Consider the following 20,931-nt stretch of genomic DNA (forward strand, 5'->3'; position numbering starts at 1 on the left):
CCGCCGCCGTTCCGCCCCCGCGCACTGCCCCGTCCACGTGCTCCGGGGCCCTTGTACGCTCCACCTGTACCCATCACGGCACGACGGAACGAGCCCCCCTTGAGCAGCGAGCCCACCCAGACCCCCGGCCCGGACGACGACGCGATCGGCTTCGACGACCTCACCCGCGACATCGCGGAGGTCCCGGCCGTCGAGGTGATCACCACCGTCGCCGTCCACCTGATGAGCGCGGCCGCCGTCAAGTGCGGTCTCGCCGAGGGCGGCGAGAAGGACAAGGACCTGGACGAGGCCCGCAAGCTGATCACCGCGCTGGCCGGGCTGGTCACCGCCGGAGCCCCGGAGATCAGCAACTTCCACGCCGCGCCGCTGCGGGACGGGCTGCGCTCGCTGCAGCTCGCCTTCCGCGAGGCCTCCCTCGTCCCGGACGCGCCGGGCGCGGGCCCGGGCGAGAAGTTCACCGGGCCGGTCTACGCCTGAGACCGCCGGAACGGGTCCGCCCGCATGCTCACGTGAGCATGCGGGCGGACCCGTTCGTGCCAGCGTTCGTCTCACCGCTCACCGCTTGTACAGCGGCTCCCACGGCAGCTCCGCGCCCGCCGGCAGTACCGCGAGCTCCAGCCCCCGGTCCAGCCGCACCCGCAGCAGCGGATCGGCCGCCACCGCCCGCCCGACCCGCTGCGCGGCCGCCTGCAGCCCCGGCTGGTCCAGCGCCGGGTCGAACACCACCGCGAGCACCGCGTCCGCGCTCCCGGACGCCCCCAGCAGCCCGGTGACCACCTGCGGCTCGGCCGCCAGCAGCGCCCGCACCGCCTCCCGCACCTCCGGGTCCCGGGCCGGCGGCAGGAACGGCCGGTTCTCCGCGAGCGCCCGCAGCCGGGCCCCGCTCAGCTGGAAGGGCACCGGCCCGGCCGGGTCGATCACCAGCGTGTCGGCGCGCTCCGAGTAGGCCACCATCGCCGCCTGCGGGGCGGCCGTCGGCGCCGGACGGGCGTCGGCGCGCCAGCGGGCCAGCGACTCCAGCGACGTGAAGGCCGGCAGCGCGCGGCGCCCGTCCGGGGCCTCCAGCACCGGGACGGCCATGTCGCTGCTCTTGTCGTGCTTGTGCCCGTGCTCGTCCACCTCCACCTCGCCGAGGATCGCGACGATCGGGACCATCAGCCGGGTGGGGATCAGCGCCGCCAGCACCGCGGGCTCGGCCGCGCGGTCCTCCGACCAGCGGGCCAGGGCCTCGGCGAGCGCCGGATCGGCGGTGCCGTCGTCGTCGCCGAAGCCGGGGTTCGGGATGTTCTTGCCGACGAACGCCGGGTTGGAGAAGTCTTTGCGGTCCACCCCGCCGACCCTATGCCACCTCCCCCGACCGGCCCCATTTCCCCGCCCGCGCCCCGGAGGGACTGTCCTGCGGACCCTTGCCGGGCCCGGGGCGCCAAAATCCACGAGACAGGCCCTACCCACCGGTAGTCCGCTGTGGCACCCTGCGCCCATGGTGATCCTCGACGCGCCCGCGCCCGCCCCGGTCTCCGACCGCCTCCGGTACGACCGCGCCACCGCCCACCTCGACGGCCCGGTGGCGATCGTCGACCTCGCCGCGTTCGACGCCAACGCCGCCGACCTGGTGCGCCGGGCGGGCGGCAAGCCGGTCCGGGTCGCCAGCAAATCGGTGCGCTGCCGGGCCCTGCTGGAACGGACCCTGAACACGGACGGCTTCACCGGGGTGATGAGCTTCACCCTGGACGAGTCGCTCTGGCTGGCCCGCACCGGCGTCCGCGACATCCTGCTCGCCTACCCCTCCGCCGACCGGGACGGCTTCGCCCAGCTGACCGCCGACCCGGAAGCCGCCCGGGAGATCGCCGTCGTCCTCGACGACCCGGCCCAGCTCGACCTCATCGACAAGGCCCGGGGCGGCGACGCCGAAGTACGGGTCTGCCTGGAACTCGACACCGCGCTGCACCTGCTCGGCGGACGGGTCCGGGTCGGCGCCCGCCGCTCCCCGCTGCGCACCCCCGAGGACCTCGGCGCCTTCGCCGAACTCGTCCAGCAGCGCCGGGGCTTCCGGGTCGTCGGCCTGATGGCGTACGAGGGACACGTCGCCGGGGTGGGCGACCGGCTGCCCGGACGGCCGGTGCGCTCGCGGCTGATCCGGCTGATGCAGGACAGGTCCCGGACCGAACTGGCCGAGCGGCGCGCCGCCGTGGTCCGGCGGCTGCGTCGGGTGGCCGACCTGGAGTTCGTCAACGGCGGCGGCACCGGCAGCGTGGAGTCCACTGTCGCCGAACGCGCCGTCACCGAGGTGGCGGCCGGCTCCGGGCTCTACCAGCCCCGGCTGTTCGACAACTACCGCTCGTTCCGGGGCCGCCCGGCCGCCCTGTTCGGCCAGCCCGTGGTGCGGCGGCCCGGCGTCGGCGTGGTCACGGTGCTCGGCGGCGGCTACCCCGCCTCCGGCGCGGCCGGCCCCGACCGCTCACCGCAGCCGTACCTGCCGGAGGGCCTGCGCTACGACCCGATGGAAGGCGCCGGGGAAGTGCAGACCCCCCTGCTCGGCTCCGCCGCGGACGACCTGCTGATCGGCGACCGGGTCTGGTTCCGGCACGCCAAGGCGGGCGAACTGTGCGAACGCTTCGCCGAACTGCACCTCGTCGAGGGCGACCGGATCGTACGGACCGTGCCGACGTACCGGGGCGAGGGGAAGACGTTCCTCTGACGCTTCGTCCGGCTTTGCCCTACGGTGGTGGCGACACTGCAGTCCGACCCGGGAGGGGGCACATGGACACCGAGCTCGTGCAGGAGATGGTGAGGTCCGGGGCGACTTCGGTAGCCGGCCTGATGGCCACAGCGGCCTGGAACCAGGCCAGTTCGCGGATCGCCCGGGTGTTCGGGCGCGGCGATCGGGACGAGGAGGCCAGCGCGGAGCTGGAGGTGATCCGCGCCGAGGTGCTGGAGGCCGACGGCGATCAGGAGGTCCTGGCCGACCAGGCCGCCGCCATCCGTAACCGGCTGCGCGCGCTGTTCCGGGAGAACCCGCAGGCGGCCGAGGAGCTCTTCGACATCCTCTCGGACTTCGCTCCGGGGCAGTTCAGCAAGACCAGCAGCGGGACGTACATCATCAACGTGATCGAGAACGGGACCTACAACGAGTCCGTGATCCAGGCCGGCATCATCCACAACATGCAGCGCTGACCTTTCCCCAGCCTTAACCGGGCCCGATGGAACGGCTAACCACCGTCATCCATCGGGCCTTTGCGCTGCCCGGGGCCCTACAGTCCGTCAACAAGAGGCCCACGCGCGGCTATTGCACTCTGGTCCAGACCAATCCTACGCTCTGGCCGGGGGTCGCGCGCCGGGCCGGCGACCTCCGAACGGGCAGGCGTGCCCGTTCCCCCACACCCGCCCGGAACGACGGTCAAGGAGTCCCCACCCCATGTCCATCAAGCGAAGTGCCCTGTCCGTCGGTGTGGTCGGCGCCGCGGTCCTCGCGGTGGCCGCGACCACCGCCGGCACCGCCAGTGCCCACGGCACGATGACCAACCCCGTCAGCCGGGTCGCCGCCTGCTACGCGGAGGGCCCCGAGCACCCGGTGTCCCAGGTCTGCAAGGACCTCGTCGCGGCGAGCGGCACCCAGCCGCTGTACGACTGGAACGAGGTCAACATCGCCAACGCCGCCGGCAACCACCAGGCGCTGATCCCGGACGGCAAGCTCTGCTCGGCCAACCGCGACAAGTACAAGGCCCTGGACTGGCCGCGCACCGACTGGCCGGCCACCGCGGTCAAGCCCGGCGCGTTCACCTTCCAGTTCCGCACCACCGCGCCGCACGTCGGCACCCAGACCGTCTACATCACCAAGCCGACCTACGACCCCACCAAGCCGCTGAAGTGGTCGGACCTCGACCCGACGCCGGTGGCCCAGGTGCAGGTCACCCGGACCGCCACCGACGGGTACTACACCTACTCCGGCACGCTGCCGCAGCGCACCGGCCGCCAGCTGCTGTACATGGTCTGGCAGCGCAGCGACAGCCCGGAGGCGTTCTACAGCTGCTCCGACGTCGACTTCGGCAAGGCCGACGCGGCCGGTACGGCGCTCGCCGCCAACGCCCCGGCCGCGCCCAGCGACGCCCAGATCGCGGCGGACGCGCCCAAGTCCACGGTCGCCCACCACGGGCACGGCGGGGACCCGAACGCCCCGGCCGGCCAGATCGTCCCGACCACCTCCGCCGCCGTGGCCGGTACCTCGGCCACCGGTCCGCTGCTGCTCGCCGGCGCCGCGGCGATCGGCGTCGGCTGGGCCGGCATGGTGCTCCGGCGCCGTCGCGTCGAGGCTGTTCGACGCGACTCCTGACGCCGGACGCGGGCGCCGGGCCGGTCACACCCCCGTCCGGCCCGGTTCCCGCGGCGCCGCGGCACGGCCCGGCGAGGAAGCGAACGGCGGGGCAGCCAACGGCGAGCAAGCGAACGGCGGCGGCCCGCCCGGGAGGGAGGACCTCCGGGTGGGCAGCCGCCGTGTGCCGTGTGAGGAGCGCGGGGCTCAGGTGGTGGTGCCGCCCGCGTCCCCGGCGCCGCCGGCCCCGGAGCCCGAGCCGGGCAGCCCCGGGATGCTCGGCAGCTTGCCCTTGTAGTCGGTGATGCCCTTGACGATGGTGTCCATCACGGCGACGTCCGGCGCCTTGTCGGCGATGTCGAAGCCGAAGTGCACCGACACCAGCCCCTTGCCGTCGGCGGACGGGAAGACCACGGTCTGCACGTAGCCGTTGTTGCCCTTGGGCGCGTCCACCTTCCAGCGGACCAGGTAGCCGTCCTTCCCGTTGACCTTGACGGCCTCGGACTTGAGCTCCTGGTGCCCGGTGACGTCGCCGTACGACTCCTTGGCGACCGCCGCGATGTCGGCCTTGGCCGCCGCCTGGACGTCGGTGCCGCCGCCGTCGATCCGGCCGGTGTTGACCCCGCCGAGGGTGCATTCGCCGTTGCCGTCGGCGCAGGTGTACGAGCCGACGGTGATCATCGCGTAGCCCTTGCCGGTGGTGCCGGCCTGCCAGCCGTTCGGGACCGGCAGGGTGAGGCGGTTCACCACGTCGATCGCGGTGTCGGCGTTCGGCCGCACCTTGCCGTTGCCGTTGCCCTTCCCGTTGCCCTTGCCGTCCCCGCTGCCGCCGTTGCCGTTCCCGCCGCTTCCGCCGTCACCGCTGCCGCCGTCGTTGCCGCCGGGGCCGCCCGGGTAGCCGTCCCAGGGGCCGAAGCCGCCCTTGGGGACGTGCTGGGCCGCCGGCTTGGCCTTGTCCCCGTGGCCGTCCATCGCCAGGTAGGTGATCCCGGAGCCCGCGCCCAGGCCGAGCAGGGCGGCGACAGCCGTCGCCACGACCAGCTTGGACGGCTTGCGCCAGGGCTTGCGCGGCGGCGGCGCGGGCGAACCGTAGGCGGCGCCGAAGGGCGGCGGCTCCGGGTAGCGGACGGTCGGGCCGCTCCCCAGGACCTCGCCCTCCAGCACCCTGGACTGCTCGGTCGTCTCCGGCCCCGGAGCGCCGGCCGCATCGGACGCGTCGGGCGCAGCGGGCTCCGGGGCGTCCGAGGGTGCGGGCCGGGTGTCGGCCGTCCAGCCCTTGCCGTCCCACCACCGCTGCGGCCTCGGGTCGCCGGTGGGGTCCTTCGGGTCCGGGTACCACCCGGCGGGGATCTGCTCACTCACAGCAAAGAATCTAAAGGCAGCCGGATAAACGCGAAATCAGCGCGGCAGCCGATTCCCGCGGTTTTCGATGAGATTACGGTGAGAAGGTCCCCGCGGGCCTACAGCGGGGTGACGTACGCCCCGGAGATGCCGCCGTCCACCAGGAACTCGCTCGCCGTGATGAACGAGGAGTCGTCGCTGGCCAGGAACGCGACCGCGGCGGCGATCTCCTCGGCCCGGGCGAACCGGCCGAGCGGGATGTGGACCAGTCGGCGGGCGGCCCGCTCCGGGTCTGCGGCGAACAGCTCGCGCAGCAGCGGGGTGTCCACCGGCCCCGGCGAGAGCGCGTTGACCCTGATCCCCTCCCGGGCGAACTGCACGCCCAGCTCGCGGGACATCGCCAGCACCCCGCCCTTGGACGCGGTGTAGGAGATCTGCGAGGTGGCCGCGCCCATCCGGGCCACGAAGCTGGCGGTGTTGATGATCGAGCCCCGCCCGTGCCGGCGCATGTACGGCAGCGCGGCCTTGCAGCAGAGGTAGACCGAGGTCAGGTTGACCTCCTGGACCCTGCGCCAGGCGTCCAGGCCGGTGGTCAGGATGGAGTCGTCCTCCGGCGGGGAGATGCCCGCGTTGTTGAAGGCGACGTCCACGCTGCCGTAGGTCTCGTACGCCTCGTCGAACAGCGCCTCGACCATGTACGGGTCGGTGACGTCGGTGTGCACGAACAGCCCGCCGGTCTCCTTGGCGGCGGCCCGCCCGGTCTCCTCGTCGAGGTCCGCGCAGACCACCTTCGCCCCCTCCGAGGCGAGCCGGCGGGCGGCGGCCAGGCCGATGCCGCTGCCCGCGCCGGTGACCACGGCGGTGCGGCCGACCAGCCGGCGGCAGACCACCGCGTCCGGCGCGGCGTGCTTCTCGCTCATGGGGCTGTCACTCCTCGCTTTGGGTGAAGACGTTCGTGGTCCGTCACGCGTCATGCGTCATGCGTCACGTCCAACGCTCGTGCGCCACCTCTGTCACGCGTCACATCCGCTCGAAGGACCGGTAGCGCTCCCAGTCGGTGACGGAGCCGTCGTAGGCGGACTGTTCGACCCGGGCCATGTTCAGGTAGTGGTCGACCACGTCACCGCCGAAGGCCTCCCGGGCGAGCTCGCTCCCCGCCCACAGGTCGGCGGCCTCGCGCAGCGATCCGGGCACCCGGGCGTACTCCTCGACCGCGTAGGCGTTGCCCAGGCAGGGCGCGGGCAGCTCCAGCTTGTGCCGCAGCCCGTGCAGGCCGGCCGCGATCATCCCGGCCACCGCGAGGTACGGGTTGACGTCGCCGCCGGGCACCCGGTTCTCCATCCGCAGCCCGGGGCCGTGGCCGACCACCCGGTAGGCGCAGGTGCGGTTGTCCCGGCCCCAGGCGACGGCGGTCGGGGCGAAGGAGCCGGGGCGGAAGCGCTTGTAGGAGTTGATGTTCGGCGCGTAGAGCAGGCTGAACTCGCGCAGCGCCCTCAGCTGCCCGGCCAGGAAGTGCCGCATGGTGTCGGTCATCCGGCCGTCCCGGTCCGCGAAGGCGGGCGCGCCGACCGTGTCGCGCAGCGACAGGTGGATGTGGCAGCTGTTGCCCTCGCGCTCGTCGTACTTGGCCATGAAGGTGAGTGCGCAGCCGAGTTGGGCGGCGATCTCCTTCGCGCCGGTCTTGTAGACGCTGTGCTGGTCGCAGGTGGTGAGGGCGTCGGCGTAGCGGAAGGCGATCTCGTGCTGGCCGAGGTTGCACTCGCCCTTCGCGGACTCCACGACCAGGCCCGCGCCGGCCATCTCGTTGCGGATCCGGGAGAGCAGCGGCTCGACCCGGGCGGTGCCCAGCATCGAGTAGTCCACGTTGTAGAGGTTCGCCGGGGTCAGGCCGCGGTAGCCGCCGAGCCAGGCCTGCTCGTAGGTGTCGCGGAAGACCAGGAACTCCAGTTCGGTCCCGATGTCGGCGGCCAGGCCGTACTCGGCGAGCCGGGCGATCTGGCGGCGCAGCATCTGGCGCGGGGCGGCGTCCACCGGGTGGCCGCCGTGCCGGGCGAGGTCGGCGGTCACCTGGGCGGTGCCGGGCTGCCAGGGGGTCAGCCGCAGGGTGCCGAGGTCGGGGCGCATCGCGAAGTCGCCGTAGCCGGTGGCCCAGGAGGAGAAGGCGTAGCCGTCCACGGTGTTCATGTCGACGTCGACGGCCAGCAGGTAGTCGCAGGCCTCGGAGCCGTGCTCGGCGACCTCGTCGAGGAAGAACCGGGCGGCGAAGCGCTTGCCCTGCAGGCGGCCCTGCATGTCGGTGAAGGCGAGGGCCACGGTGTGCACCTCGCCGGCGTCCACCAGGGTGCGCAGCTCGTCCAGGGTCAGCGGCGGCCGGGGGCGCGAACCGGCGGTGGCGTTCCCGGGTGCGGCGTTCCCGGGTGCGGCGTCCCCGGGGGCGGTGTTCTCAGGTACGGCGTTCTCAGGTGCGGCGTTCTCGGACATGGCGGAACCCTCCTTCCTCGATCACTCTTCGAGATCACGCGGTCACAGCGAACCGTACGGCCTGCGACTCGCGGGGCGGAAGAGGGCGGACGGGTGTGGCGCGCCGATATGCGTGGTTGACGATGGATCAGGTGTTTCGGGAGGAGAATGCGCGCCATGGATCGCAGGCCTTTGATCGGCGTCAGCACCTACCTGGTGGACGCGAGTTGGAGCGACTGGCGGGCCCGGCGGGTGGCCCTCGTCCCCGAGCGGTACACCGCGTACGTCCAGAACTCCGGCGGCATCGCCGTCCTGTTGCCGCCGGACGCCCCGGAGCGCGCGCCCGAGGTGCTGGCCCGGCTGGACGCCCTGGTGATCGCGGGCGGCCCGGACATCGACCCGGCGTACTACGGCGAGCCGGCCCACCCGGCGACCGAGGTGGACTCGCCGGAGCGGGACGTCTGGGAGGTCGCGCTGCTGCGGGCGGCCCTGGCGGCGGGGATGCCGCTGCTGGGCGTCTGCCGGGGGATGCAGGTCCTGAACGTGGTGTGCGGCGGGACGCTGGTGCAGCATCTGCCGGACGTGGTGCCGGTGGACGTGCACGGCGGCTCGCCGGGGCGCTACGGCTCGCACCTGGTGCGGCCGGTGCCGGGGACGCTGCTGGGCGGGCTGCTGCCGGAGAGCGAGCTGGAGGTGCCGACCTTCCACCACCAGGCCGTCGGCCGGCTCGGGGCGGGCCTGCGGGTGAGCGCCCACGCGCCGGACGGCACGGTGGAGGCGGTGGAGGGGCCGGGCTTCACCCTCGGGGTGCAGTGGCACCCGGAGCAGGGGGACGATCTGCGGCTGATGCGCGCCCTCGTCCGGGCGGCCACCCCGGCGTCCCTGGACGCCTTGGTCCCGGACGCGGCGGCGCTGGGCTCCCCGGCCCTGGACGCGGTGGCGCTTCGCTGAGGGGCGGCGAAGTTCGGGCACGACCCCCGCCGTTCCCCCCGCGCTCCCCGGTCGGGGCGCGGGGGGAACGGCCGGTTCAGGGGGTCGCCGGGCTGGGGGCCGGGTGGTGGAGGTGCTCGGCGGCGGCCAGCAGGGTGGGAAGCATCCGGGTGGCGTGGGCGGCGTACCCGTGGGGTGAGGGGTGGATGCCGTCGGGGCCGAGCAGCCGGGGGGCCTGGTCGCGGAACTCCGGGCCGGAGGTGGGCGCGAGGTGGGCACCGGTACGGGTGGCCGTGCGGGTGTGGCGGCGGGCGAGGCGTCGGGAGCGGTGGTGGCCGATCCAGCGGGCGGGGGCGCGGAAGCCGGGGCCGTAGCCGGGGTTGGGGCAGGGGACGACGACGAGTTGCCAGCCGGCCTCCCGCAGGGACCGGGCGAAGTGGGCGTGCCGACGGGCGGCGCGGCCGAGCGGGGCGGGCAGCAGGACGTCGTTGCCGCCGACGATGAGGACGGCGATGCCGGGGCGCAGCGGGGCGGCCCGCAGGAGCTGGCGGCCGACGGCCGCGGTGGTCGAGCCGACCCGGGCGTGGACGCGCAGGTCGACGGGCCGGCCGGTGCCCTCGGCGAGGCCGGCGGCGAGCCGGGCCCCGAGGGTCTGGTCGGGGCGGTGGGCGCCGAAGCTCTGGGCGAGGGAGTCGCCGAGCATCAGCAGGGTGAGCGGACGGCCGTCGGGGACGGGCTCGGGCGGGGTGTACCGTCCGTCGGCGACCGGGACGGTCCAGTCGGTGGGCGGGCGGTGGGCCAGCAGGTGCATGTACAGCCGGGCGAGCCGGAGGGCGAGGCGACGCATGGTGGGCAGGGCTCCCGGGTCAGGCGGCGGTGAGGACGACGGCGGCGTTCTGCCCGCCGAAGCCGCTGGAGACGGACAGGGCGGTGGGGACGTCGACCGGTCGCGGCACCTTGGTGACCACGTCGAGGCCGATGGCGTCGTCGAGCCGGTCGAGGTTGGCGGTGGGCGGGACCAGCCGGTGCTGCAGCGCGAGCACCGTGAGCGCCGCCTCGATGGCGCCGGCCGCGCCCATGGTGTGCCCGATCACGCTCTTGTTGGCGGTGACCGGCGGCGGCCGGCGGAAGACCTGCCGCAGGGCCGCCGCCTCGGCCGGGTCGTTGAGCGCGGTGCCGGTGCCGTGCGCGTTGATGTGTCCGATCTCCTCGGGCGCCAGCCCGGCGTCGGCGAGCGCCGCCCGTACGGCTCGGGCCAGGCCGGCGCCGCCGGGGTGCGGGGCGGTGAAGTGGTGGGCGTCCGAGGAGGCGCCGTGCCCGACGAGGTGGGCCCGGGGGCGGGCACCCCTGGCGCGGGCGTGTTCGGGGTGTTCGAGCAGCAGCACGCCCGCCCCTTCGCCGAGGACGAAGCCGTCCCGGTCGGCGTCGAAGGGGCGGGAGGCGCCGGCCGGGTCGTGCCGGCGCCGGGAGAGCGCGCCGAGGCGGTCGAAGGCGACGCAGGTCATCCGGGTGCGGGGGCTGTCGGTGCCGCCGGCCAGGACGAGGTCACAGGTCCCGGAGGCGATCAGGTCGCGGCCGAGGGCGAGCGCGCTGGTGCCGGAGGCGCAGGCGGTGCTGACGACCAGGCCGGGACCGCGGGCGCCGAGGTCGAGGCTGACCTCGCCGGCGGCCATGTTGGGGATGGAGCGGGGCAGCATCAGCGGGGAGACCCGGTCGGCCCGGCCCTCGGCGAGCCGGGCGTACTCGACGGGGTAGGTGTGCACGCTGTTGGCGCTGACGCCGAGGACGACGCCGACCCGGTCGCCGTCCCACTCCGCCGGGTCGAGCCCGGCGTCGGCCACGGCCTGCCGGGCGGCGACCACGGCCATCTGGCTGAAGCGGTCCAGGCGCCGGGCGAGCCGCCCGCCGAGCAGGGCGGGCGGCTCGAAGTCGGCCAGCCGACAGGAGAAGTCGACGGCGAGGCCGTCGAGTTCGGGGTCGGGCCGGGCGGTGGGCCCGGCGCCGAGGAAGTGCGCCCAGACGGCGTCCGGCCCGTTCCCGGCCGGGGTGACCAGGCCGAGGCCGGTGACGGCGACCGTGCGCGGGGCGGCGGCCGTACGCGGGGTGGCGACCGTGCGCGGGCTCAACTGGCCGACTCCTTGGCCAGGGTGGCTTCCGCGTGGGCGGCGAGTTCGCCGAGGGTGCGGTCCGGGGTGATGTCGGCGACGGTGACGCCGATCCGCTCCTCGACCACCAGGGAGAGTTCGACCAGGGCGAGGCTGTCCAGGGCGAGTGAGGCCAGGGTGGCGTCGGGGGTGACCACGGCCGGGGACACGTCGAACTCGTCGACCAGGCAGGCGCGGATCGTCTCGTAGGTGCTGGGCATGGTGAATTTTCCTTTCAACTGGGGTGGTTGGTGAGGTCGAGGGCGGTGGCGGAGGGCTGCCGCCCGGGCAGTCGGGCCCAGGCGAGGACGGCGCCGAGCACCGCGACCGCGCCGCCCACGACGGCGGCCGCGGCCAGGCCGTCGGTGAAGGCGGCCGGGTCGCCGGGGGCGGTACCGGTGAGCGAGGTGGCGAGCACGGAGCCGAGCACAGCCACGCCGAGGGTCGAACCGACCTGCCGGGTCGCATCGTTGAGGGCCGAGCCGACACCCGCGGCGGCGACCGGGACGGCGCTCATCACCACCTCGGTGGCGACCGGGGCGAGCAGTCCGGCACCGAGCCCGGACAGTCCCTCGAACAGCAGCACCGGCCCGTCCCCCGATCCGGCGGCCAGCCCGCCGAGCTGGACGAATCCGGCGGCGATCAGCAGCAGTCCGCCGGCCGAGGGCACCCTGGCCCCCGACTGCCGTGCCACCAGCGGCCCGAGGAGCGCGCCGGTGGCCAGGCCGAGGGAGAGCGGGACCATCCGCAGCCCGGCCTGCCAGGCGCTCAGGCCGCGGACCTGCTGGAGGTAGAGGGTGAGCAGGAACATCGCGCCGAACATCGCGAAGGACATCAGCGCCAGCGAGACGGTGGCCGGCCAGACCGGCCCGCCGCGCAGCAGCCGGACCGGCACCATCGGTGCGGGGCAGCCGAGTTGGCGACGGACGAAGGCCGCCAGCAGCAAGGCGCCGAGGGTGAACGCGAGGAGGACGGCGGCACTGGTCCAGCCCCGGCCCGGGGCCTCGATCACGCCCCAGACCAGCGCGAGCAGCCCCGCGCAGGACAGCAGCGCGCCGGGCCGGTCCAGCGGCCGGACCTCGGGAGCACGGGACTCGGGAACGGCGATCAGCGCCGCGACGCCGATCGCCGCGATCACCGGGACGTTCAGCCAGAAGGCCGACTGCCAGCCGTACCGGTCGACCAGCAGGCCGCCGGCGACCGGGCCGAACACCGCGCCGACCCCGGCCACCGCCGCCCAGATGCCGATCGCCCGCTTCCGGGCGGCCGGCTCGCGCAGCACGTGCACCACGGTGGAGAGGGTGGCGGGCATGAACAGGGCCGCGCCGAGGCCCATGCCGCAGCGGGCGGCGACCAGTTGGGCGGGCCCGGTGCCGAGCGCCCCGGCGGCGGAGGCCACACCGCACAGGGCCAGCCCGGTGAGGAAGGCCCGCCGCCGCCCGTACCGGTCCCCCAGCGCGCCGCCGGCCAGCACGCAGCCGCCGAGGGCGAGGGCGTAGCCGTCCACGATCCACTGGGTCTCGGCGAGGGTCGGGCCGAGGTCGGCGCGCAGGCCGGGGACGGCCACGTTGAGGACGGTGAAGTCCAGGCCGAGCAGGAACAGCGCGGCGCAGACCACCGCGACGGCCGCCCAGGCGTGGCGTGGGGTGGTGGTCCTGTCCAGGGACGGCGTCGACTCCGTGGACGGCGGGGACTCCGGGAGTGGCTTGGGCCCGGGCATCAGGCGGACAGCCGCAGCGGCTCGTCGCGCCGCCGGAAGCCGATCCGGTACAGCGTGGCGGCGCCGCGCAGGAAGGTCACCTCGCTGGCCCGCAGGTAGCGCCGGTACCGCCGGTAGCCCTCGGGGCCGACCAGCCGCTCGGCCTCCACCCGGGCCCGCAGCAGCCGGGCCGACCAGGAGGCGAGGGTGCGGACGTAGTCATCGGCGGAGGCGGTGAGGGCGACCACCGAGAAGTACGGGTCGCAGGCGGCGGCGATCTCGGAGAGCCGGGGCAGCTTGGCGCTCGGGAAGACGTCGGCGCCGACGAAGTCGCCGATCGGGCCGGAGCCGTCGGCGGCACCGTCGTAGGCGATGCACTGCAGCGACATCCGGCCGCTGGGGCGCAGCCAGCGGTGGCAGGCCTCGAAGTAGCGGGAGTAGACGTCCAGCCGCTCGGCCCGGTCCATGCCGGCGGTGGCGAAGTGCTCGAAGGCGCCCATCGAGACGACGGCGTCGTACGGCCGCTCGGGGGCGTGGTCCTCCCAGCTCTCCAGTCGGGTTTCGGTGCCGGGCAGGGCGCGGGCGGTGAGGAAGTCGTACTGGGCGCGGGAGATGGTCAGGCCGGTGGCGTGGGCGATCCGGCCGTCGCGGCCGGCGTGCGCCAGCATGGCGCCCCAGCCGCAGCCGACGTCGAGCAGCCGCAGGCCGTCGCCGGGGCGGGCACCGACCAGGTCGAGGTGGTGGTCGAGCTTGGCCCGCTGGGCGCGCGGCAGCGCGGTGGCGTCCGGCTCCCCGGGCGGGATGCCGTCCCACCTGGCGGCGGTGTAGGCGAGGGTCTCGTCCAGCCAGAGGGCGTAGAAGTCGTTGCCGAGGTCGTAGTGGAACGCGATGTCGGCGGCGGTGGTGCCGGCCGTGGTGATGGTCATACGGGTCCTGTTCTGGAGGGTCGGGCTCGGGTGTGCTCGGCGGCGGCGTACGCAGGCGGGCTCGGGCGGGCGGGCTCGGGCGTACGCAGGCGGGCTCAGGCGGACTCAGGCGGGCTCAGGCGGGCTCCGCCCGGCCGGCCCGGACGGCGAGGGCCTGGGCGCGGCGCTCGACGAAGCGGGCGGCCCGGGCGTCGGTCCGCTCGACGTGCGCGGCGATCCGGTCGCGGGCCCGCTCCCCGGCGGGGCCGAGCCCGGTGAGGTCGTTCACCCTGAGGGCGCGCAGCAGCGGGACGAGCACCTCGTCGTGGTGCACCCGCAGGTCGTAGACGCCGGCCACCGCGATCTCGGCGGCCATCCGGCCGAAGCCGGGCATGGCCAGGCCGGGCATGGCGAAGTCGCGGATCGTGGCGTCGAGCGTGACGAGCACCTGGTCGGCGTCCGACTCCAGTGCGGCGCGCAGGAGTTCCCGGTAGAAGACCATGTGCAGGTTCTCGTCCTGGGCGATCCGGGTGAGCAGCCGCTCGCAGACCGGGTCGCCGCTGAGCCGCCCGGTGTTGCGGTGGCTGACCCGGGTGGCGAGCTCCTGGACGGCGGCGTAGGCGATCACGTCGAGGGGGCCTTCGAGCTCCGGGACGGTGCCGGTGCCGAGGTGCGCCATCCGGGCGCGTTCCAGCGCGATCGGGTCGACGGCACGGGCGGCGTGCAGATAGCCCCGGATGGCCGCGGCGTGCCGGTCCTCCTCGGCGGTCCACTGGTGCAGCCACGCACCCCAGGCGCCGTCCCGGGAGGTCCGGCTGCCGATGGTCCAGTGGTAGCCGGGCAGGTTGTCCTCGGTCAGCAGGTTGACGACCAGGGCGGACCGTACGGCCGGACTCAGCGCGGACTGATCAGCGCTCCAGGGCTCACCGCCGAGCGGGCCGTCGAAGTCCCGGCCGAGGCTCCAGGGGACGTACTGGTGCGGGAACCACTCGCGCGCCGACGCGAGATGACGGTTCATCAGCTCCTCGGCGGTCGCTTCGAGTTCGGAGAGCCAGCGGAGGGCGTCCGCGGTAGCGATCTTCACGGGCCATGATCGTCGTGTAACCGCGTACGGCCGCGCAAGCTCGCCTCACCCGTTCAGGTGACTCCCGGATCGCGGTCCTGACCTGGGCCCATGCCCCCGGCAAGCCGGCCGCCGAGGAGGCCGCCACGGACACCGGAACGGACGTCTGAACGGACGCCCGAACGGCAACGACAACGGTCACCAGTACAGCCTTTGGATCTTTGTCGATTCTGCGGTTCACTTCGGGTGCGGGGCGATCGCACCCCGTCACCAGCACCCGTGCGTCCAGAGAGGACTTCGATGGCCGGCCACGAGCATTCTCACGATGATCATGCGCATGACCAGCAGCACTCCCCCGGCCACACCCACGGACACGCACACGGAAGCGGACACGGCGGCGGACACGGCGGACACTCGCACGGGGTCTCCGCCGACGCCGACCGCCGCTGGCTGCTCAGCGCGCTCGCCCTGATCGTCGTCTTCATGGCCGGCGAGGTCGTGGTCGGCTTCGCCGCCCAGTCCCTCGCGCTGATCTCCGACGCGGCGCACATGCTCACCGACGCCGCCTCGATCGTGCTGGCCCTGATCGCGATGCGGCTCGCCGCCCGCCCGGCCCGCGGCGGCTACACGTACGGCCTCAAGCGCGCCGAGATCCTCTCCGCGCAGGCCAACGGGGTCACCCTGCTGGTGCTCTCGGCCTGGCTCGGCTACGAGGCCGTCGCCCGGCTGATCGAGCCGCCCGAGGTCACCGGCTCGCTGGTGCTGGTCACCGCGCTGATCGGCATCGTGGTCAACCTCGCCGCCACCTGGTGCATGTCCAAGGCCAACCGCAGCTCGCTGAACGTCGAGGGCGCCTTCCAGCACGTGCTCACCGACCTGTACGCGTTCATCGCCACCGCCGTCGCCGGCCTGGTCGTCCTGCTCACCGGCTTCGCCCGGGCCGACGCCATCGCCTCCCTGATCGTCGTCGCGCTGATGCTCAAGGCCGGCATCGCCCTGGTCCGGGACTCCGGGCGGATCTTCCTGGAGGCCGCCCCGGCCGGGATCGACCCGGACGCCGTCGCCGACCGGATGGTCACCGAAACGCTGGTCGAGGAGATCCACGACCTGCACATCTGGGAGATCACCTCCGGCCAGCCCGCGCTCTCCGCGCACATCCTGGTCACCCCCGGCGGCGACTGCCACGCGGTCCGCCGCCAGCTCCAGCGCCGCCTCGCCGACGAGTACGGGATCACCCACAGCACCCTCCAGGTCGACCACGTCGGCGAGGACGAGGCGGGCGCGCTGCTGCAGATCTCCGCCCCCGGCGACACCGCCGCCGAACACTGCGCCGACGCCCACGGCCCCGTCCACCGCGCCGGCCCGCACGAACACTGAGAACCCGCGGTCCGTCGCCCCTGTCCGTCACCCCCGTACGGCATGATCTGAGTCGTGACCGCACCGCGACTGATGCTGCTCGACTCCGCCAGCCTGTACTTCCGGGCCTACTACGGCGTACCGGACTCCCTGCGCTCCCCGCAGGGAGAGCCGGTCAACGCCGTCCGCGGCCTGCTGGACTTCATCGCCCGGCTGGTCCACGACCACCGCCCCGACCGGCTGGTCGCCTGCATGGACGCCGACTGGCGCCCGCAGTGGCGGGTGGACCTCGTCCCCTCCTACAAGACCCACCGGGTCGCCGAGGCCGCCCAGGACGGCGAGGAGGAGGTGCCCGACACGCTGGCCCCGCAGGTCCCGGTGATCGAGCAGGTGCTGGACGCGCTCGGCATCGCCCGGGTCGGCTCCCCCGGCTACGAGGCGGACGACGTGATCGGCACCCTCACCGCCCGCGCCGACGGCCCGGTGCAGATCGTCACCGGCGACCGCGACCTCTTCCAGCTCGTCGACGACGCCCGCGGCATCACCGTGCTCTACCCGGTCAAGGGCATGGGCAACCTGCAGGTCACCGACGACGCCCTGCTGCTGGAGAAGTACGGCGTACGCGGCGCCCAGTACGCCGACATGGCCGCCCTGCGCGGGGACCCGTCGGACGGCCTGCCCGGCGTCAAGGGCATCGGCGAGAAGACCGCCGCCCAGCTGATCAACGAGTACGGCGACCTCGCGGCCATCCGCGCCGCCGCCCTCGACATCGGCTCCGGGCTCACCCCGGCCCGCCGCCGCAACATCGTCGAGGGCTCCGCCTACCTCGACGTCGCCCCGACCGTGGTCCGCGTCGCCCCCGACGCCCCCCTCCCCGCCTTCGACCCGGCCCTCCCCCGCGAACCGCTCGACCCCATGACCCTCGAGGAACTCGCCACCCGCTGGGGCCTCGGCACCTCCCTCGACCGCCTGCTGGAGGCCCTCGCCACCCGCTGAGCCGCACCCGGGAGGGGCTCGTACCCCGGAGGGGCTCGTACCCGAGAGGGGCTCGTCGCATCGCGCGGCGGGCCCCTTCGGCGTTCCCGGACCGCACCGGACCGCCGGTTGCTTTGCCTCCCCGTGAACTCTTGACCGCAATCTACTTTGCGATGCAAAGTGAATCCACGATCAAGCTCGACAGGGGTGGACCATGGCAACACCGCACCACGACGACCCGGCCGAACTGCTGGCCGCCACCGAAGGGTTGCGGGCCCGCGCCCGCACCCGACTGCGCGGCGCGGGGGTGCCGTTACTGGGCTTCGGCCTGCTCTCGCTGGCAGCCGCGCCGATTGCCGGACAGGCCTACAACTTCGGCGCCCACGGGCGCGGCGTCGAGTCGTACCCGGCCTTCGCCTACGCGCAGCTGACGGGCCTCTGCGTCGCCCACGCCCCGGACGCCGCCTGCGACGCCCACGAGTTCGACGGGGCGGTCCTCCGCTTCCTCGGCTGGGGAATCTGGTTCGCGCTGCTCCCCCTGGCCTGGCTGGCCCTCGCCCGCTGGTACCGGCGGCGCGGTGAGGCCCGCGGCATCGTCCCGCACCGCGCCTCCTGGCTCGGCGCCGCCGCCGGGGCCGGCGTCCTGGTCGCCGCCGTACTGCTCGCGCTGCTCTTCGCGGACCGGACGCCGTTCACGCTCTCCCTGCTGGCGAACGGCTACGCCTCACCCTGGTACGTGATCGGCACCGGCCTGCTCGTCCTCGGGCTGACCGAGCGCAGCCCGCTGGTCGCCGGCGCCGGCCTCGCCCACACCGCGCTGCTCACCGCCTACCTCGCAGCACCCTGGGAGAGCGGCTGGCTGCCGTGGCTCGACCGGAGCGACGGCGGCTGGGCCGACGGCCCCCAGCCCAAGGCCCTGCTGCTGGCCGCGATCCTGCTCGCCGCCGGGCTGGCCCAGTGGACCGCGGCCCGCCGCGAACCGGCGGCGTCCCGTACCGTCACCCCATGAGCGCTGCGCAGGCGTCCGGTGGAACGGGCGACGAGGAACAGGACGAGGCCGAGCGGCCGCACCCGACCCTGGACCTGGACGACACCGTCCACCAGCGGGTCCGGCTCGGGGTCCTGACCGTCGCCCGCGAGGCCGAGAGCGTCGAGTTCGGCTTCCTGAAGGAGCAGCTCGGCCTCACCGACGGCAACCTCTCCCGGCACCTGAAGGTCCTCGAGGAAGCCGGCCTGATCGCCGTCAACAAGGGCTACGCCGGCCGCCGCCCCCGCACCTGGATCACCCTCACCCCCCAGGGCGCCCAGGCCCTCGACCGCGAACTCCGCGCCCTCCGCGAACTGGTCCGCCGCCTCGACGCCGCCGACTCCGCCCACCCCCGCACCTAGGAAGTCGGCCAGGCCGACTTCCCACGCCGCGCCGTTGCGGGGTGGGCATGCGAAGGGGCCCGCACGTTCGTGGCGAACGTGCGGGCCCCACTCGGACTCGGGTCAGGCAGCGGCGCCGTACTCGCTCGTCAGCCTCCGGACTTCGGCGTCCTTGAAGGCCAGCACCTCTTCCACGATCCCGCTCCTCGGCAGATCGGCCACGGTGACGCAGAGGTCCATCCGCTGGATGCAGACACCGACCATGTACTCCCCCTGCTCGGTGAGGTACAGGCGGATGCCGTAGTAGCCCTCCTCGCAGTCCGTGTCGTTGTTGAACCGACACGACGCGCAGGTGCCGGGGAGCCGTACGGGCAGCAGCCGCTTCACGTAGACCGCCCGGCCGCCGAGCGCCCGGTAGAGGGTGCGCTCATCGGAGGTGCCGGCGGTGAACGTCCGGAGCACCGGTTCCGCGCCGACACGGGCCAGCACCTCGGAGATCGCTGCGGCCGACTCCGCTCCGTCCTGGATACTGGTGAGCATCCGCACGTCCGCGAACTGGCCGTACGACTCGACCAGGTTGACGACCCGGTCCACGTGGGCCATTCCGGGGACGACGATGTTCACGGAGACCTTCACGCCGTTGGACACGGCGGCGCGGATGGTCTGTTCCGCAGCACGGACCTTCGAGTCCGCCAGGCCTGCCGCGTTGAAGCGCTCGGACTGGACGGCCCGGAGTTCCTCGGCGGTGGTGCCGAAGACCGAGACGTTGACCCGGTTGAGCCCGGCCGCCGAGCACGCCGGCATCACCTGTCGTCCGCGCTCGCCGTTGCTGGTCATACCGACGCTCAGCCCCATGCCGGTGAGCACCGAGACCAGCGAGGACACCTCCGCGTGAAGGGTGGGTTCCCCTCCGGTGAGGTGGACCTCTCCGGCGTCGAACGCCCTCGCCACGGTCCGAACGGCGCGCCGGAAGGACATGTCCGGGGCCATCTTGGCCGAGAGGAAGTCGACGCCGTTCGTCTCGCTGTAGATCGACACGCGTCCGGTCCGGCCGGGCCCCGACAGGAAGGGCAGCAGGGTGCGGCCCTTGTTGTCGGCGGTGACGGGCGTGCCCTCGTTGTGGCAGAACGTGCAGGCCATCCCGCAGGCGTCGATCACCTTGACGCGGATGGTGTTGTCCCGGACGACTCGGACCGCCGGGCGTTGGGTCGCAGACAAGGCGTACCTCCCTTTCACTCGAACGTGAGCCGGGGGATCGCCTCGATGTCGATCCCGTACCGGCGGTAGACCTTGGTGGTGTTCTCGCTCGTCAGCTCGCCGAGCGGGAGCCCGAGCGCGAGCGCCGTCGCGTGGACGTGATCGGCGCTGTCCCCCTCGATCTCCAGGTACGGGGGGATCAGCGGCCACTCGTCGATCTCGACAGCCGCGCCGCCCAGCGTCCAGGAGGATCGGCGGTTCTCCTGATACGCCTTCGGCTGGTAACCGAGCTTGCCGAGGAGCGTGTTCGCGGTGTCGAAGTCGCCGACGGCCGTCTCCGTCTCCGTCACGCCGTCGATCGCGTCCGAGTGAATCTCCTTGACGCACAACGTGACATCGCGGCCGGTGTCGCGCAGCCGGACCCACGCACCGGGCCGGCCGGGGATGTCGTAGACGTAGCGGCGCTGGAACCGGTCGCATAGGTGCTCGGCCCCGGCTTCGGCAAGCAGCGCACGGATCCTCTCCGGCTCGATGTCGAGGATCTTCGCTTCGAACTCAGTTGCGGTCATCGAAAGTTGCCTTCCTCGATACGGTGCGAGCATGCGAGCGCACGACATCGGCGATGCCACGCGCCACCTCCTCGGGCGAACGGCCGGTGCCGTCCACCGGCCTCAGACCGAACGCCCGGTACACACGGGAGCTCTCCGCCACGTTCGGCTCCTCCCGCTGGTGCCAGTCGGTCAGCGTTCCTTCCACAGCCCGCCGGTGAAGCCGCTCCTGGCGTACGACTTCGTCCACCTCCAAGAGGATCGGAACGTCGGGAACGAGGGCCGTGTCCGGGTACCCCGGCACGCAGTCGTGACCCATCGCCCTGTGCGTGGCGATGGTGCGCGGGAAGTAGGACTCGACCACCACCGTCCGGCCGGCCCTAATGAGCGCCCGGGCAGTCTCCGACTTGATGTGGTTAGCCATCAACCACCAGTGGAACCGGGCCGGCAGGATGCCGGTGGCGTCGACCTCCGCGCGCATGCGGTCGAACGTCGGCAACGCCCCGTCGGTGAGGTGAACGCCGCTGACCAAGGTGGCGACCAGCGGGGCGACGGTGGACTTCCCGCTCGCACTGAGACCGTCGAGGGTGATGAAGAAACCCCGGGTCACGTCCATGTGAACTCCGTCCTTCGTTC

At 73.6% G+C, this 20,931-nt stretch carries 22 protein-coding genes; 9 read left to right on the forward strand and 13 right to left on the reverse strand.

Annotated features, from left to right (window positions below):
• The first annotated feature begins 99 nt into the window (after positions 1-99).
• Positions 100-477, forward strand: coding sequence for a DUF1844 domain-containing protein (locus ACYP53_RS28950; RefSeq protein ID WP_229928911.1), 378 nt, complete (start codon positions 100-102; stop codon positions 475-477).
• 78 nt (positions 478-555) lie between these two features.
• On the opposite strand, the gene ACYP53_RS28955 is transcribed toward ACYP53_RS28950, so the two are convergent.
• Positions 556-1,329 carry an SseB family protein gene (locus ACYP53_RS28955; RefSeq protein ID WP_459649566.1) on the reverse strand — a complete coding sequence of 258 codons (774 nt, stop codon included), beginning with the start codon at positions 1,327-1,329 and terminating at the stop codon, positions 556-558.
• Positions 1,330-1,480: 151 nt separating this feature from the next.
• On the opposite strand from ACYP53_RS28955, the gene ACYP53_RS28960 reads away from it, so the two are divergent.
• The 3 genes from ACYP53_RS28960 (at position 1,481) to ACYP53_RS28970 (ending at position 4,330) form a co-directional block, all read left to right on the forward strand.
• Positions 1,481-2,698 carry an alanine racemase gene (locus ACYP53_RS28960; RefSeq protein ID WP_189920845.1) on the forward strand — a complete coding sequence of 406 codons (1,218 nt, stop codon included), beginning with the start codon at positions 1,481-1,483 and terminating at the stop codon, positions 2,696-2,698.
• Between the two features lie 62 nt (positions 2,699-2,760).
• Complete coding sequence (locus ACYP53_RS28965; RefSeq protein WP_459649567.1) at positions 2,761-3,174, forward strand: hypothetical protein; 414 nt, start codon at positions 2,761-2,763, stop codon at positions 3,172-3,174.
• A gap of 241 nt (positions 3,175-3,415) precedes the next feature.
• The gene (locus ACYP53_RS28970) at positions 3,416-4,330 is read left to right on the forward strand and encodes a lytic polysaccharide monooxygenase auxiliary activity family 9 protein (protein WP_459649568.1); all 915 of its coding nucleotides are present in this window, start codon (positions 3,416-3,418) and stop codon (positions 4,328-4,330) included.
• A 186-nt stretch (positions 4,331-4,516) separates the two neighbouring features.
• On the opposite strand, the gene ACYP53_RS28975 is transcribed toward ACYP53_RS28970, so the two are convergent.
• The 3 genes from ACYP53_RS28975 to ACYP53_RS28985 all read right to left on the reverse strand — a co-directional run bounded on the left by ACYP53_RS28975 (position 4,517) and on the right by ACYP53_RS28985 (position 8,131).
• Positions 4,517-5,671: a DUF2510 domain-containing protein gene (locus tag ACYP53_RS28975; protein WP_459649569.1), complete on the reverse strand. Its 1,155-nt coding sequence runs from the start codon at positions 5,669-5,671 to the stop codon at positions 4,517-4,519.
• A gap of 98 nt (positions 5,672-5,769) precedes the next feature.
• Positions 5,770-6,570 carry a 3-oxoacyl-ACP reductase gene (locus ACYP53_RS28980; RefSeq protein ID WP_459649570.1) on the reverse strand — a complete coding sequence of 267 codons (801 nt, stop codon included), beginning with the start codon at positions 6,568-6,570 and terminating at the stop codon, positions 5,770-5,772.
• Positions 6,571-6,670: 100 nt separating this feature from the next.
• A complete protein-coding gene (locus ACYP53_RS28985; protein ID WP_189920855.1) occupies positions 6,671-8,131 on the reverse strand; it encodes a glutamine synthetase family protein in 1,461 nt (486 codons plus the stop codon).
• Positions 8,132-8,287: 156 nt separating this feature from the next.
• Here ACYP53_RS28985 and ACYP53_RS28990 point away from each other — a divergent pair, with 156 nt between their 5' ends.
• Complete coding sequence (locus ACYP53_RS28990) at positions 8,288-9,061, forward strand: gamma-glutamyl-gamma-aminobutyrate hydrolase family protein (protein WP_459649571.1); 774 nt, start codon at positions 8,288-8,290, stop codon at positions 9,059-9,061.
• 76 nt (positions 9,062-9,137) lie between these two features.
• Here ACYP53_RS28990 and ACYP53_RS28995 read toward each other — a convergent pair whose 3' ends face one another.
• The 6 genes from ACYP53_RS28995 to ACYP53_RS29020 form a co-directional block, all read right to left on the reverse strand.
• Positions 9,138-9,887 carry an SGNH/GDSL hydrolase family protein gene (locus tag ACYP53_RS28995; RefSeq protein WP_459649572.1) on the reverse strand — a complete coding sequence of 250 codons (750 nt, stop codon included), beginning with the start codon at positions 9,885-9,887 and terminating at the stop codon, positions 9,138-9,140.
• 19 nt (positions 9,888-9,906) lie between these two features.
• The gene (locus ACYP53_RS29000; RefSeq protein ID WP_459649573.1) at positions 9,907-11,166 is read right to left on the reverse strand and encodes a beta-ketoacyl-[acyl-carrier-protein] synthase family protein; all 1,260 of its coding nucleotides are present in this window, start codon (positions 11,164-11,166) and stop codon (positions 9,907-9,909) included.
• Positions 11,163-11,405 (reverse strand): acyl carrier protein, encoded by a 243-nt coding sequence (locus ACYP53_RS29005; protein WP_189920863.1) that lies wholly within the window; start codon positions 11,403-11,405, stop codon positions 11,163-11,165. The genes ACYP53_RS29000 and ACYP53_RS29005 overlap by 4 nt, the downstream gene beginning before the upstream one ends.
• A 14-nt stretch (positions 11,406-11,419) precedes the next feature.
• Positions 11,420-12,904, reverse strand: a complete 1,485-nt coding sequence (locus ACYP53_RS29010; protein WP_459649574.1) for an MFS transporter — start codon at positions 12,902-12,904, stop codon at positions 11,420-11,422.
• On the reverse strand, positions 12,904-13,809 hold the full coding sequence (locus ACYP53_RS29015; RefSeq protein WP_189920867.1) for a class I SAM-dependent methyltransferase: 906 nt from the start codon (positions 13,807-13,809) through the stop codon (positions 12,904-12,906). The genes ACYP53_RS29010 and ACYP53_RS29015 overlap by 1 nt, the downstream gene beginning before the upstream one ends.
• Before the next feature lie 115 nt (positions 13,810-13,924).
• Complete coding sequence (locus ACYP53_RS29020) at positions 13,925-14,872, reverse strand: acyl-ACP desaturase (protein WP_459649575.1); 948 nt, start codon at positions 14,870-14,872, stop codon at positions 13,925-13,927.
• Between the two features lie 279 nt (positions 14,873-15,151).
• On the opposite strand from ACYP53_RS29020, the gene ACYP53_RS29025 reads away from it, so the two are divergent.
• From ACYP53_RS29025 to ACYP53_RS29040, 4 genes are all read left to right on the forward strand, one after another.
• Positions 15,152-16,228 (forward strand): cation diffusion facilitator family transporter, encoded by a 1,077-nt coding sequence (locus ACYP53_RS29025; RefSeq protein WP_189920869.1) that lies wholly within the window; start codon positions 15,152-15,154, stop codon positions 16,226-16,228.
• Between the two features lie 72 nt (positions 16,229-16,300).
• Entirely contained in the window at positions 16,301-17,203 is a 903-nt protein-coding gene (locus ACYP53_RS29030; RefSeq protein ID WP_189921084.1) for a 5'-3' exonuclease, read from the forward strand.
• Between the two features lie 193 nt (positions 17,204-17,396).
• The gene (locus ACYP53_RS29035) at positions 17,397-18,191 is read left to right on the forward strand and encodes a hypothetical protein (RefSeq protein WP_459649576.1); all 795 of its coding nucleotides are present in this window, start codon (positions 17,397-17,399) and stop codon (positions 18,189-18,191) included.
• The gene (locus ACYP53_RS29040; protein WP_459649577.1) at positions 18,188-18,571 is read left to right on the forward strand and encodes a winged helix-turn-helix domain-containing protein; all 384 of its coding nucleotides are present in this window, start codon (positions 18,188-18,190) and stop codon (positions 18,569-18,571) included. The genes ACYP53_RS29035 and ACYP53_RS29040 overlap by 4 nt, the downstream gene beginning before the upstream one ends.
• Positions 18,572-18,673: 102 nt before the next feature.
• Here the strand turns inward: ACYP53_RS29040 and ACYP53_RS29045 are convergent, their stop codons facing one another.
• Genes ACYP53_RS29045 through ACYP53_RS29055 form a run of 3 tightly spaced genes read right to left on the reverse strand, consistent with a single transcriptional unit; the run spans position 18,674 to position 20,911 of the window.
• Positions 18,674-19,768 (reverse strand): radical SAM protein, encoded by a 1,095-nt coding sequence (locus ACYP53_RS29045; protein WP_459649578.1) that lies wholly within the window; start codon positions 19,766-19,768, stop codon positions 18,674-18,676.
• 14 nt (positions 19,769-19,782) lie between these two features.
• Complete coding sequence (locus tag ACYP53_RS29050) at positions 19,783-20,316, reverse strand: class IV adenylate cyclase (protein ID WP_459649579.1); 534 nt, start codon at positions 20,314-20,316, stop codon at positions 19,783-19,785.
• On the reverse strand, positions 20,303-20,911 hold the full coding sequence (locus tag ACYP53_RS29055; protein ID WP_459649580.1) for a hypothetical protein: 609 nt from the start codon (positions 20,909-20,911) through the stop codon (positions 20,303-20,305). The genes ACYP53_RS29050 and ACYP53_RS29055 overlap by 14 nt, the downstream gene beginning before the upstream one ends.
• Positions 20,912-20,931 lie beyond the last annotated feature (20 nt).

The sequence above is a fragment of the Kitasatospora sp. Ki12 genome, from assembly GCF_054601375.1.